Genomic DNA, 12016 nt, shown 5'->3' with positions numbered 1-12016 from the left:
GGGTCCGGGTGCGGAGCGATCTGCGCAGGCGTTGGCCACATGCGTTCCGATAGGCCCGACGATCGATCGGGCCGCCTTGCCTTCGCCGGCCGAATACCGTCGCGCAGGCGATCCAGGGGCCTGACCGTACCGCCTGGGCCTCGCCTTGGAGCGGGAATGTCAAGGCTCGTTCCGGTGGAGAGAGGCGTCGCTTGGCCCGCGCAAGGCTGCTGGAAGCGCAAGGCCATTCCAGACGGTCGCCCGAGACGAGCCGCCCCGGCTCGCTTTCAGCACGTCGAACCCGGGATGGGCTTGCCCGAATTCAGGTCGATGCCCAGGGAACAGCGGTACTGACCGTCCTCCCAGCGGATGCACTCGAACTGGCTGCTCCGGCGGGCGCGAACCCGTATGCCCGTGCCTTCCGTGCAGGCGTCGCGGATATCCGGCCCGATGGCCTCGAACAGGCGTCTGGCGTCCTCGCCTTCTATACCGATGGCCAGCTTCTGGTCCTTCCGGGTGGGCGGAACGGGGTCACTGAGCTCGCCCCCGTAGAGCTTGTAAACACCGGAAAGAGGTTGATAGTCCGGCGCGTGCTCCAGGTCGTCACGCGCAATTGACGTGGCAGAAACCAGCAGGCTTGAAAGCGGGACCGCCAGCAGCATCAGTAATCGGATCATGGTCCATCCACAACGATATTCAGGTGGAAAAGACAGGGACGTCACCATCAGTCCATCGCTGGAGGCCGGCCCCCTGTCGTTGACCGGTATTTCTCCTGACCGACCCTGCTCACGCGGCAACGCTTCAGGCCGCGCGATGAAAGCGCGCCCCTATCGAAGGGGTGGGTGAGCCATGGGCGCGTCTTTCTCTTTGTAGGCAGTTGCACACGGTTTGATGGGCAGGTGATAGGCGTGCTACCGGCCAGGTCGACGGTATTGCGTCCGATCCATTCGGCTTGCTCATCCCACGTCGTTCAACCAAACCGCCCTGCGAAGGCAGGGAACAACGGCGGGCTTCGCGCGGCCTGGGGGCACTCCTTTTGCCCGGAGCACACGGTATCCTTTTCGAGCACTTCATACTGTGACGCCGTTAGAGTGGGCAGAACCCTCATGACCGTCATTCCCGCCGCACTCATCGACCGCCTGCGCCAGGCGCGTCGCGTGGTGTTCTTCACCGGTGCCGGCGTCTCCGCGGAAAGCGGAATCCCCACCTTCCGCGAGGCGCAGACCGGCCTGTGGGCGCGCTTCCGGCCGGAGGAGCTGGCGAGCCCGGAGGCGTTTCGCGAAAGCCCGCAGCGGGTCTGGGACTGGTATGCCTGGCGCCGTTCGGCCTGCCTGGCGGCCCGGCCCAACCCGGCGCATCACGCCATCGCCGCGTTGCAGCGGCAGTGGCCGGACAGCGTGCTGATCACCCAGAACGTGGATGGCCTGCACCGGCGCGCCGGCAGCGTCGAGCCGCTGGAATTGCACGGCACCCTGCACCGGCTGGCGTGCTTCGCCTGTGGTCGCGATGCCGGCGACTGGCCGGAGAACCCACCGCCCTCGGTGCCCCGCTGCGCCTGCGGCGGTCAGCTGCGACCCGCGGTGGTGTGGTTCGGCGAGGCGTTGCCGGCGGCGACCCTGCGGCGGGCGGTCGAGGCCAGCGAAGCGGCGGACCTGTTCGTCAGCATCGGCACCTCCGCGCAGGTCTACCCGGCCGCGGAGCTGCCGCTTCTGGCCCGGCGCCAGGGCGCCTGGCTGGTGGAGGTGAACCCGCAGCCCGCGCCCCTGAGCGCGCTGGCCGACCTCTGCCTGCACGGTGCCGCCGGGGAGGTGCTGCCCGCGCTGGCGGCCAGCCTGGACCTCGGTTGCGTTGACTCCCCGGGTGCGAGTCTCTAACCTTCCCGACCTGCCTCAGGTGCCCGCGCGTGCGCGACGGGTGAAACAGGGAAGCCGGTGATGTTCCAGAGTCCGGCGCTGCCCCCGCAACGGTAGGCGAGCAGGAACCGCACGATGCCACGGCGACCCCGGATGGCGCCGTTCGGAGGCGATGGCCTCGCTCGCGAGCCCGGAGACCGGCCTGAGGCGTTCCATGACCGTGCGGTGGGCGCGTGTCGGGCGGAGGCTGCCCCATGCGGCGTCCGCGCTCGTCCGCCGCGGGTCGTTCCCGATCCCGTGCCGGAGATCCGCCTTGGTCCTCCCGTTCCGTTCCCGGACCCCCGTGCCCGTCGCTCCCGGCGACGGCGCGTCCGGCCGTTCCCGGCTTCCTTTCTCTGCCCGGGGGCCTTGCGCCCGGGCCTGCCCCGCGAGGTGCCCATGACCGAATCCCTCGACCGCGACGCCCGGCACACGGCGCGCATGCAGCGCAAGAAAGCTTTGATGGACGAGAAGATCGCCCAGGCCCAGGAGGAATACGGGCTGCTGCTGGTGCTCGGCGGCAACGGCAAGGGCAAGAGCAGCTCGGCCTTCGGCATGGTGGCCCGCGCCCTCGGCCACGGCATGAAGGTGGGGGTGGTGCAGTTCATCAAGGGCGGCATGCCCACCGGCGAGGAAGTGTTCTTCCGCCGTTTCCCCGACGAGGTGCGTTACCACGTGATGGGCGAGGGCTACACCTGGGATACCCAGGACCGCCAGCGCGACATCGAGAAGGCGCAGGCCGCCTGGGCGGCCGCCCGCACGCTGCTGGACGACGACAGCATCGGCCTGGTGGTGCTGGACGAGCTCAACATCGCCCTCAAGCACGGCTACCTGGACCTGCAGGCGGTGCTGGCCGACCTCGCGGTCCGGCCGCTCATGCAGCACGTGGTGGTGACCGGTCGCGGCGCCCAGCCGGAAATGATCGAGGCCGCCGACACCGTCACCGAGATGACCCTGGTGAAGCACGCCTTCAAGGCCGGGGTGAAGGCGCAGAAAGGCGTCGAGTATTGAACGCCACCGCGCCCTCGTCGGGCACTCCCCGCGAATGCCCGGCGCTGCTGATCGCCGCGCCGGCCTCCGGCCAGGGCAAGACCACCGTCACCGCCGCCCTGGCGCGCCTGCACACCCGCCAGGGGCGCCGCGTGCGGGTGTTCAAGTGCGGGCCGGACTTTCTCGACCCCATGGTGCTGGCCCGGGCCTCGGGTGCGCCGGTCTACCAGCTGGACCTGTGGATGGTGGGCGAGGCCCATAGCCGCCGGCTGCTGTGGGAGGCGGCGGGGGAGGCCGACCTGATCCTCATCGAAGGGGTGATGGGGCTGTTCGACGGCTCGCCGTCGGCCGCCGACCTGGCGCGGCGCTTCGGCGTGCCGGTGCTGGCGGTGATCGACGGTTCCGGCATGGCCCAGACCTTCGCCGCCCTGGCCCACGGCATGGCCACCTTCCAGCCGGACCTGCCGTTCTCCGGGGTGCTGGGCAACCGCCTGGGCAGCCTGCGCCACGGGGAGATCCTCCGGGACAGCCTGCCCGCCCATCTGCGCTGGTACGGCGGCCTGACCCGCGACGCCGGGTTGGAATTGCCCAGCCGTCACCTGGGCCTGGTGCAGGCCGAGGAACTGCACGACCTGGACCGCCGCCTGGACGCCGCCGCCGACGCCCTGGCGGCCAGCAGCGACGTCTCCCTCCCCACCCCGGTGCGGTTTGCGCCGGCCGATGCTGCGGCAGCAGATGCCGCGACAGCCAATGCCGCGACAGCCGAAACGGCGCCGGCCGATGCCCTCCGCGAGGCCGCGCCGACCGACCCCCATCCGTTCACCGATGCCGTGCCCAGCGACGCCCTGGCCGGCGTGCGCCTCGGCGTGGCGCGGGATGCCGCCTTCGCCTTCCTCTACCCGGCCAACCTCGACCTGCTGCGGGCCATGGGGGCCGAGCTGCGGTTCTTCTCCCCCCTGGCGGATGCTCAGTTGCCCGCGGTGGACAGCCTCTACCTGCCTGGCGGCTACCCGGAGCTGCACCTGGAACGGCTCGCCGCCAACCGCTCGATGGCCGAGGCGATCCGCGCCCATCACCGGGCCGGCAAGCCGATCCTCGCCGAATGCGGCGGCATGCTCTACCTGCTGGAGCGCCTCACCGACAAGCACGGCGCCAGCGCCGAGCTGCTGGGACTGCTGCCCGGCCAGGCGACCCTACAGCCGCGCCTCACCGCCCTGGCGTTGCAGGCGGCGCACCTGCCGGAAGGCACCCTGCGTGGCCATACCTTCCATTACTCGAAGCTGGACTGCGACCTGGCGCCCCTGGCCCGGGGCGAGTGCCCCACCTACAAGCGCACCGCCGAGGCGGTCTACCGGATCGGTCGGCTGACCGCCTCCTATATTCACTTCTACCTGCCGTCGGCGCCCCGGGCGGCCGCGGCGCTGCTGCGGCCATGAGCGAGTCCCGGCCGTTCTCCGCGGCGGAGCGCGAGGCGGTCTACCGGGCCATCGCCGAGCGGCGCGACATGCGCCATTTCAGCGGCGGCGAGGTGCCGCCGGTCGTGCTGGCGCGCCTGCTGCAGGCCGCGCACCAGGCGCCCAGCGTCGGCCTGATGCAGCCGTGGCGCTTCGTGCGCATCGCCGAGCCCGCCCTGCGCGAGGCCATCCACGGCCTGGTGGAGGCGGAGCGGGTGCGCACCGCCGAGGCCCTGGGCGAGCGCGCTGACGCCTTCATGGCGCTCAAGGTGGAGGGCATCCGCGAGTGCGCCGAGCTTCTGGTGGCGGCGCTGGCGGACGGTCGCGACGCTCACGTCTTCGGTCGCCGTACCCTGCCGGAAATGGACCTGGCGTCGCTTTCCTGCGCGATCCAGAACCTCTGGCTGGCGGCCCGCGCCGAGGGCCTGGGGATGGGCTGGGTATCGCTGTTCGAACCCGCCGATCTGGCGGCGCTGCTGGGCATGCCGGTGGGCGCGAAGCCGGTGGCGATCCTCTGCCTGGGCCCGGTGACGGCGTTCTACCCGGCGCCGATGCTGGCCCTGGAGGACTGGACGCAGCCGCGTCCCCTGGAGGACTTCCTCTTCACCGACCGCTGGGGCGCGCAGCCGTGACCCTGGGACTGATGGCCCTGGCGGCGGTGCTGCTGGACGCCTGGTGGGGCGAGCCGCGGCGCGGTCACCCGCTGGTGGCCTTCGGTCGCCTGGCGCAGCGCATCGAGCAGCGCCTCAACGGCGGCGGCCAGGGCTGGCGCAGCCACGGGGTCACCGGCTGGTGCCTGGCGGTGCTGCCGCCGACCCTGCTGGTGGCCGGGCTGTCCCAGGTGCCCGGGCTGGGCACGCCCCTGGCGGTGCTGGCGCTGTACGCGGCCATCGGCCTGCGCAGCCTGGGCGAGCACGCCGAGCCGGTGATGCTCGCCCTGTGCCGCGAGGACCTGGCCGAGGCCCGGCGTCGGGTCGGCTACCTGGTCAGCCGGCAGACCGCCGAGCTGGACGACACCGCGGTGGCCCGGGCGGCCACCGAGTCGGTGCTGGAGAATGGCAGTGACGCGGTGTTTGCCGCGCTGTTCTGGTTCGCCGTGGCCGGGGCGCCGGGTGTCGTGCTGTACCGCCTGAGCAACACCCTGGACGCCATGTGGGGCTACCGCAACGCCCGCTTCGAGCGCTTCGGCTGGGCCGCGGCGCGCATCGACGACCTGCTCAACTACGTGCCGGCGCGCCTGGTGGCCCTGACCTATGCGCTGCTGGGGCGTACCCGCCTGGCGCTGCGCTGCTGGCGGCGCCAGGCACCGCTGTGGGACAGCCCCAACGCCGGCCCGGTGATGGCCGCCGGCGCCGGCGCGCTGGCGGTGAGTCTGGGCGGCCCGGCGGTCTACCACGGCGAACGCCACGAGCGGCCGCACCTGGGGGAGGGGCCGGCCCCGGTGCCGGCGGACATTCATCGGGCTCTGACCCTGGTGCGCCGCGGCGTATGGTTGTGGCTGGCGCTGCTGATCGCGGGAGGCCTCTGGCATGCTTGAACACGGCGGACGACTGCGCGCGGCGGCGCAGCGCCATGGCATTCCCCTGGCGGACTGGCTGGACCTGTCCACTGGCCTCGCCCCCTACGCCTGGCCGTTGCCGGCGATCCCGGCCCGGGCCTGGATGCGCCTGCCGGAGCCGGACGACGAGCTGGAACAGGCCGCCGCCCGCTATTACGGCGGCCCGGTGCCCCTGGCGGTGGCCGGTTCCCAGGCGGCGATCCAAGGCCTGCCGCGGCTGCGCGGGCGCTCCCGGGTCGGTGTGCTGGCACCCTGTTACGCCGAGCACGCCGCCGCCTGGCAGCGGGAGGGGCACCACGTGGTGGAGCTGCAGGCGGAGACCGTCGAGGCGGAGCTGGACGGCCTCGACGTCTTGCTGCTGGTGAACCCCAACAACCCCACCGGACGCCTGCTGGCGCCGGCGCGATTGCTGGACTGGCATCGTCGCCTGGCCGCCCGCGGGGGCTGGCTGGTGGTGGACGAGGCATTCGTCGACACCTGTCCCGACCACAGCCTGGTGGGCCACGCGGACCGGCCGGGGCTGGTGGTGTTGCGCTCCTTCGGCAAGTTCTTCGGCCTGGCCGGGGCGCGGCTGGGCTTTGTCTTCGCCAGCGCCGACCTGCGGGCGCGACTGGCCGACCTGCTGGGCCCGTGGACCGTGGCCGGGCCGACCCGCGCCCTGGCCACGCCGATCCTCGACGACCGCGACGGCCAGCAGCGCCAGCGCCAGCGGCTAGCCTTCGACGGCGCGCGGCTGGCGGCGCTGCTGGAACGCCACGGCCTCGCCCCCGACGGCGGCTGCGCCCTGTTCCAGTGGCGGCGCGATCCCGCGGCGGCGGTGCTGCACGACTACCTGGCCCGGCGCGGCATCCTGGTGCGCCTGTTCGAGACGCCCGCCAGCCTGCGCATCGGCCTGCCCCCCGACGAAGCCGGCTGGCAGCGCCTGAACGACGCCCTGCGAACCTGGAACGAGGACACCCCATGACCACCCTGATGGTGCAGGGCACCACCTCCGATGCCGGCAAGAGCACCCTGGTGACCGCCCTGTGCCGCTGGCTGCGCCGCCAGGGCGTGGCGGTGGCGCCGTTCAAACCGCAGAACATGGCGCTGAACAGCGCGGTCACCGCCGACGGCGGCGAGATCGGCCGGGCCCAGGCGGTGCAGGCCCTGGCTGCCGGCCTGGCGCCCCACACCGACATGAACCCGGTGCTGCTCAAGCCCAACAGCGACACCGGCGCCCAGGTGATCGTCCAGGGCCGCGCCCTGTGCAACATGGACGCCCGTGCCTACCACGGCTACAAGCGGGTGGCCATGGACGCGGTGCTGCAATCCCACGGGCGCCTGGCCGCGCGCTACCCGGTGGTGCTGGTGGAAGGCGCGGGCTCGCCGGCGGAGATCAACCTGCGGGAGCACGACATCGCCAACATGGGCTTCGCCGAGGCGGTGGACTGCCCGGTGATCCTCATCGCCGACATCGACAAGGGCGGCGTCTTCGCCCACCTGGTGGGCACCCTGGCGCTGCTGGCGGAGAGCGAACGGGCGCGGGTCGCCGGCTTCGTGATCAATCGTTTCCGCGGCGACGTGACACTGCTGCAACCCGGCCTGGACTGGCTGGAGGCCCATACCGGCAAGCCGGTGCTGGGGGTGCTGCCGTACCTCCACGACCTGCACCTGGAGGCGGAGGACGCCGTGGACCCGCGCCAGGCGGAAAAGCGCGGCGACGTGCTGCGGGTGGCGGTGCCGGTGCTGCCCCGCCTGAGCAACCACACCGACTTCGACCCGCTGCGCCTGCACCCGCAGGTGCACCTGACCTTCGTCGGCCCCGGCCAGCCCCTGCCGTCCAGCGACCTGATCGTGCTGCCCGGCTCCAAGAGCGTGCGCGCCGACCTGGACTGGCTGCGCCGCCAGGGCTGGGACGCGGCGATCCACCGCCACCTGCGCTACGGCGGCAAGCTGCTGGGCATCTGCGGCGGCCTGCAGATGCTCGGCCAGCGCATCGACGACCCCGACGGCCTGGAAAGCGCACCCGGCAGCAGCCAGGGCCTCGGCCTGCTGGAACTGGACACCCGCCTGGAACCCCACAAGCAACTGCGCACCGTCCACGGCCGGCTGTGCCTGGAGGACGCACCGGTGAGCGGCTATGAGATCCATGCCGGCGTCAGCCGGGGCCCTGGCCTGGCACGCCCGGCGGTGCGGCTGGCCGATGGCCGCGACGACGGGGCCCTGAGCGCCGATGGCCAGGTGCTCGGCACCTACCTGCACGGCCTGTTCGAAGACCCGGCAGGCAGCGCGGCGATCCTGCGCTGGGCCGGTCTGGAGGCGCCTGGCGCCTTCGACTACGGCGCCCTGCGCGAGCGCGACATCGAGCGTCTGGCCGACCTGGTGGAAGCGCACCTGGACGGCCCGCGGCTCCGCGCCCTCTGTGGCCTGGACGCGCGTCCGGGCGCTGCCGTGGAGGCCGTGCCATGCGCGAACTGATCCTCGGTGGCGCCCGCTCCGGCAAGAGCCGGCTGGCCGAGCGACGGGCGGAGGCCAGCGGCCTGGCGGTGACCTACGTCGCCACCAGCCGCCCGCTGGACGACGAATTGCAGCAGCGGGTCGCCCACCATCGGGCGCGCCGCCCCGGCCACTGGGGCCTGGTGGAAGAGCCCCATGCCCTGGCCGACGTGCTGCGCCGCCACGCCGCGCCGGAGCGTTGCCTGCTGGTGGACTGCCTGACCCTCTGGCTGACCAACCTGCTGATGCTGGACGACGACGCGCGCCTGGCGGACGAGCGCGACGCCTTGCTGGCCTGCCTGCCGGCGCTGCCCGGCCAGGTGCTGCTGGTGAGCAACGAGACCGGCCTGGGGGTGGTGCCCCTGGGCGAACTGACCCGGCGCTACGTGGACGAGGCCGGCTGGCTGCACCAGGCCCTGGCGGAACGCTGCGAGCGGGTGACCCTGGTGGTCGCCGGCCTGCCCATGACCCTCAAGGAGACGACCCCATGACCCACTGGTGGCAGGCCCCGACCCGGCCCCTGGACCGCGACGCCGAGCGTGCTGCCCTGGCCCGCCAGGATGCCCTGACCAAGCCCCGGGGCGCCCTGGGCCGGCTGGAGGCCCTGGCCGTCCGCCTGGCGGCGATGCAGGGGCGCGAGCGGCCGCGGCTGGAGGCGCTGCGCATCGTGGTGTTCGCCGGCGATCACGGCGTGGTGGCGGAAGGGGTGTCGGCCTATCCCCAGGCGGTGACCGGCGAGATGCTGCGCAACTTCGTCCGCGGCGGCGCGGCCATCAGCGTCCTGGCCCGCACCCTGGACGCGCAGCTGGAGGTCATCGACCTGGGCACCGCGGTCCCCCTGGAGCCCCTGGCGGGAGTGCTGCACCTGGGCCTGGGCGCCGGCACGGCCAACTTCCTGGCGGGCCCGGCCCTGGACCCGGAGCAACTGGCGGCGGCGCTGGACGCTGGCCGGGCGGCGGTGGCGCGGGCCCTGGCGGACGGCGCGCAGGTGTTCATCGGGGGCGAGATGGGCATCGGCAACACCACCGCCGCCAGCGCCCTGGCCTGCGCCCTGCTGCAACGGCCGGCGAGCGACCTGGTGGGGCCCGGCACCGGCCTGGACGCCCAGGGCGTGGCCCACAAGGCGGCGGTGATCGAGCGGGCCCTGGCCCGGCACCGCAGCGCGGAGACGCCCCTGGAGCGGCTGCGCTGCCTGGGTGGCTTCGAGATCGCCGCGCTGACCGGCGCCTACCTGGCCTGCGCCCAGGCCGGCCTGCCGGCCTTAGTGGACGGCTTCATCTGCAGCGTGGCGGCACTTTGCGCCCGGCACCTGAACCCAGGCTGCGGCGACTGGCTGTTGTACGCCCACCGCGGCGCCGAGCCGGGCCACGGCCTGGTACTGGCGGCGCTGGAGGCCGAGCCGCTGCTGGAACTGGGCCTGCGCCTGGGCGAGGGCAGCGGCGCCGCCCTCGCCGTGCCGCTGCTGCGCCTGGCCTGCGCCCTGCACGGGGGCATGGCCACCTTCGCCGAGGCGGCGGTGTCGGACCGCGCCCCATGAGCTTGCGCCTGGACCTGTTGCGTCACGGCGAGACCGAGCAGGGCGGCGGTTTTCGCGGCAGTCTCGACGATTCCCTCACCGCCGCCGGCTGGGCGCAGATGGAGGCGGCCCTGCACGCCGTGGGCGGCTGGGACCTACTGGTGAGTTCGCCGCTGCGCCGCTGCGCGGCCTTCGCCGAATCCCTGGCCGGGCGCCTGGGCGTTCCCCTGCAAGTGGAGGCGGAGTGGCGGGAACTGCACTTCGGCGACTGGGAGGGGCTCGACGCGGCCACCCTGATGGCCCGCGACCCCGAGGCCCTGGGGCGTTTCTGGGCCGATCCGTTCGGCTGTCCGCCGCCGGGGGGCGAGGCGGTGGCGGACTTCGTCGCCCGGGTGCTGGCCGCCCGTGACCGCCTGCTGCGCGAGCACGCGGGCCGCCACGTGCTGCTCATCGGGCACGCCGGGGTGATGCGCCTGCTGCTGGCCGACGCCCGGGGACTGCCGCCCGCCCAGTTGTTGCAGGTGCAGGTAGCCCACGGTGGCTTGCACCGCCTGCAGGCCGATGACGCCGGCGTCTGGCGCGAGGGCTGAGATGCTGCCGCTGCTGATCGCCCTGCAATTCCTCACCCGCCTGCCGGTGCGCCTGCCGGGCATGCCCGAGCCGGCCCAACTGGGCCGCTCGCTGCTCTGGTACCCGGCGGTGGGGCTGCTGCTCGGGCTGCTGCTGATGGCGGCCCAGGCCCTGTTGGGCAGCGTGCCGGTGCTGCTGCAGGCGGCGCTGCTGCTGACCCTCTGGGTGGCGCTGACCGGCGCCCTGCACCTGGATGGCCTGGCGGATACCGCCGATGCCTGGGTTGGCGGCTTCGGCGACCGGGAGCGGACCCTGGCGATCATGAAGGACCCCCGCAGCGGCCCCATGGCGGTGAGCGTGCTGGTACTGGTCCTGCTGCTGAAGTTCGTCGCCCTGGCCGCCCTCCTGGAAGGCGGACGAGGCGACCTGCTGGTGCTGGCTCCCTGGCTGGCGCGCGTGCTGCTGCCCGGGCTGTTCCGCTGCACCCCCTACGTTCGCTCGGGTGGACTCGGCCAGGCCTTGGCGGATCACCTGCCCGGCAGGCTGCCGGTGGTGCTGGCGCTGCACGGCCTGGCGCTGCTGCTGGCCTTCGGCGCCCCCGGCGCGCTGGCGGCGCTGCTGGGCGGGCTGGTGTTTCTGGTCTGGCGCCGCACGCTGCTCGCGCGCCTGGGCGGCACCACCGGTGACACCGCCGGCGCTCTGGTGGAGCTGGTGGAATGTGCGGTGCTGGTGGGGCTCGCCTGCTAGGTTCCGTATAAAACGTGCCTGCGCTCGGTGATGCTGCGTTAAAAACAGCCTCAGAATGCTCATTTACAGCCCGTAAACTCTGCTTCTTCGCCTGTTTGCCTTGCCTGACCTTCGCTCGACGACTTTTTGCACAGAACCTAGAAGTCGCGGGCGTCGTCGAGGGCGAGGTGCTGTGCGAAATGTGCCTGCTCTCGGTAATGCGCCGGGTTGACGTCCCCATTTAGCGCTTCGTAAAGCGCCGCTTTCCGCCCGCGTTTGTCCGCCTGATCGGGGTTTCGTCCACGGCCTGAGGCGTCGGCTCTGGAGAGCGGGATCACCGCCATCTTCCACGCCGAAACGGCGAAGTGGCTCGTTGATCGCCCTACCCAGGCCTCGGCGGATTTGACGCTGCCGTCGGTGCGGGTATATACACGTACCCCATGCTTACTTCCCATTGCCTGTGCACCCGGCTGCGCCGCGCTTCCCGGGCGGTCAGTCACCGCTACGACGAGGCCCTGGCCGACCTCGGCCTCAACGTCGCCCAGTATTCCCTGCTGCGCCACATCGAGCGGCTGGACCGGCCGAGCATCACCGGCCTTGCCGAGGCTACGGGCCTGGACCGCAGCACCCTGGGCCGCAACCTCAAGGTGCTGGAAGGCGCCGACCTGGTGACCCTGGGGGAGGGCGCCGACTTGCGCCACCGCCTGGTGGCCCTGAGCGAGACCGGCCGCCAGCGCCTGGCGCAGGCGCTGCCCCGCTGGCGGACGGCCCAGGCCCGGGTGGCCGAGCGCCTCGGCGAAGACCACGACACCCTGATGCGCCTGCTGGCGACGCTGGAGCGCCTCGATTGACCCAC

General features: G+C 72.6%; 13 protein-coding genes and 1 riboswitch. Of the genes, 12 read left to right on the top strand and 1 reads right to left on the bottom strand.

The features are described 5' to 3' along the window. Positions 1–266 precede the first annotated feature (266 nt). Positions 267–656: a hypothetical protein gene (locus FM069_RS06020; protein ID WP_143487379.1), complete on the bottom strand. Its 390-nt coding sequence runs from the start codon at positions 654–656 to the stop codon at positions 267–269. A 429-nt stretch (positions 657–1085) separates the two neighbouring features. Between FM069_RS06020 and FM069_RS06015 the strand changes: the two genes are divergently transcribed. The 12 genes from FM069_RS06015 (at position 1086) to FM069_RS05960 (ending at position 12011) form a co-directional block, all read left to right on the top strand. Next, a complete protein-coding gene (locus tag FM069_RS06015) occupies positions 1086–1853 on the top strand; it encodes an SIR2 family NAD-dependent protein deacylase (RefSeq protein WP_178106673.1) in 768 nt (255 codons plus the stop codon). Further along, positions 1854–2052: riboswitch (cobalamin riboswitch) on the top strand. A gap of 218 nt (positions 2053–2270) precedes the next feature. After that, entirely contained in the window at positions 2271–2882 is a 612-nt protein-coding gene (gene cobO, locus FM069_RS06010) for a cob(I)yrinic acid a,c-diamide adenosyltransferase (protein WP_143487378.1), read from the top strand. Next, positions 2879–4297 carry a cobyrinate a,c-diamide synthase gene (locus tag FM069_RS06005; protein ID WP_143487377.1) on the top strand — a complete coding sequence of 473 codons (1419 nt, stop codon included), beginning with the start codon at positions 2879–2881 and terminating at the stop codon, positions 4295–4297. The genes cobO and FM069_RS06005 overlap by 4 nt, the downstream gene beginning before the upstream one ends. Next, positions 4294–4947: a 5,6-dimethylbenzimidazole synthase gene (gene bluB, locus FM069_RS06000; protein ID WP_143487376.1), complete on the top strand. Its 654-nt coding sequence runs from the start codon at positions 4294–4296 to the stop codon at positions 4945–4947. Before FM069_RS06005 ends, bluB begins: the two co-directional genes overlap by 4 nt. A gap of 11 nt (positions 4948–4958) precedes the next feature. Beyond that, positions 4959–5852, top strand: coding sequence for an adenosylcobinamide-phosphate synthase CbiB (gene cbiB, locus FM069_RS05995; RefSeq protein WP_178106679.1), 894 nt, complete (start codon positions 4959–4961; stop codon positions 5850–5852). Further along, positions 5845–6837 carry a threonine-phosphate decarboxylase CobD gene (gene cobD / locus FM069_RS05990; protein WP_143487374.1) on the top strand — a complete coding sequence of 331 codons (993 nt, stop codon included), beginning with the start codon at positions 5845–5847 and terminating at the stop codon, positions 6835–6837. Before cbiB ends, cobD begins: the two co-directional genes overlap by 8 nt. Beyond that, positions 6834–8330 carry a cobyric acid synthase gene (locus FM069_RS05985; protein WP_143487373.1) on the top strand — a complete coding sequence of 499 codons (1497 nt, stop codon included), beginning with the start codon at positions 6834–6836 and terminating at the stop codon, positions 8328–8330. The genes cobD and FM069_RS05985 overlap by 4 nt, the downstream gene beginning before the upstream one ends. Beyond that, on the top strand, positions 8318–8839 hold the full coding sequence (gene cobU, locus FM069_RS05980; protein WP_143487372.1) for a bifunctional adenosylcobinamide kinase/adenosylcobinamide-phosphate guanylyltransferase: 522 nt from the start codon (positions 8318–8320) through the stop codon (positions 8837–8839). The genes FM069_RS05985 and cobU overlap by 13 nt, the downstream gene beginning before the upstream one ends. Next, on the top strand, positions 8836–9885 hold the full coding sequence (cobT, locus tag FM069_RS05975; RefSeq protein ID WP_143487371.1) for a nicotinate-nucleotide--dimethylbenzimidazole phosphoribosyltransferase: 1050 nt from the start codon (positions 8836–8838) through the stop codon (positions 9883–9885). The genes cobU and cobT overlap by 4 nt, the downstream gene beginning before the upstream one ends. Continuing rightward, complete coding sequence (cobC, locus tag FM069_RS05970) at positions 9882–10454, top strand: alpha-ribazole phosphatase family protein (protein ID WP_143487370.1); 573 nt, start codon at positions 9882–9884, stop codon at positions 10452–10454. Before cobT ends, cobC begins: the two co-directional genes overlap by 4 nt. 1 nt (position 10455) lies before the next feature. After that, positions 10456–11181, top strand: coding sequence for an adenosylcobinamide-GDP ribazoletransferase (locus FM069_RS05965; RefSeq protein WP_143487369.1), 726 nt, complete (start codon positions 10456–10458; stop codon positions 11179–11181). 419 nt (positions 11182–11600) lie between these two features. Beyond that, complete coding sequence (locus tag FM069_RS05960; RefSeq protein WP_143487368.1) at positions 11601–12011, top strand: MarR family winged helix-turn-helix transcriptional regulator; 411 nt, start codon at positions 11601–11603, stop codon at positions 12009–12011. Positions 12012–12016: the final 5 nt, after the last annotated feature.

This window comes from Pseudomonas mangiferae (assembly GCF_007109405.1).
In the GTDB taxonomy this organism is placed as follows: domain Bacteria; phylum Pseudomonadota; class Gammaproteobacteria; order Pseudomonadales; family Pseudomonadaceae; genus Pseudomonas_T; species Pseudomonas_T mangiferae.
Note: the sequence above shows the minus strand (reverse complement) of the source record. Positions and strands in the feature narration are given on the sequence as shown.

Excerpts from the sequence above, each read along its gene's own strand:
- FM069_RS05960 (WP_143487368.1), top strand. The coding sequence starts at position 11,601 with ATGCTTACTTCCCATTGCCTGTGCACCCGGCTGCGCCGCGCTTCCCGG.
- cobO (WP_143487378.1), top strand. The coding sequence starts at position 2,271 with ATGACCGAATCCCTCGACCGCGACGCCCGGCACACGGCGCGCATGCAG.
- cobT (WP_143487371.1), top strand. The coding sequence starts at position 8,836 with ATGACCCACTGGTGGCAGGCCCCGACCCGGCCCCTGGACCGCGACGCC.
- FM069_RS05965 (WP_143487369.1), top strand. The coding sequence starts at position 10,456 with ATGCTGCCGCTGCTGATCGCCCTGCAATTCCTCACCCGCCTGCCGGTG.
- FM069_RS06020 (WP_143487379.1), bottom strand. The coding sequence starts at position 656 with ATGATCCGATTACTGATGCTGCTGGCGGTCCCGCTTTCAAGCCTGCTG.
- cbiB (WP_178106679.1), top strand. The coding sequence starts at position 4,959 with ATGGCCCTGGCGGCGGTGCTGCTGGACGCCTGGTGGGGCGAGCCGCGG.
- cobU (WP_143487372.1), top strand. The coding sequence starts at position 8,318 with ATGCGCGAACTGATCCTCGGTGGCGCCCGCTCCGGCAAGAGCCGGCTG.
- cobC (WP_143487370.1), top strand. The coding sequence starts at position 9,882 with ATGAGCTTGCGCCTGGACCTGTTGCGTCACGGCGAGACCGAGCAGGGC.
- bluB (WP_143487376.1), top strand. The coding sequence starts at position 4,294 with ATGAGCGAGTCCCGGCCGTTCTCCGCGGCGGAGCGCGAGGCGGTCTAC.
- FM069_RS06015 (WP_178106673.1), top strand. The coding sequence starts at position 1,086 with ATGACCGTCATTCCCGCCGCACTCATCGACCGCCTGCGCCAGGCGCGT.
- FM069_RS05985 (WP_143487373.1), top strand. The coding sequence starts at position 6,834 with ATGACCACCCTGATGGTGCAGGGCACCACCTCCGATGCCGGCAAGAGC.
- cobD (WP_143487374.1), top strand. The coding sequence starts at position 5,845 with ATGCTTGAACACGGCGGACGACTGCGCGCGGCGGCGCAGCGCCATGGC.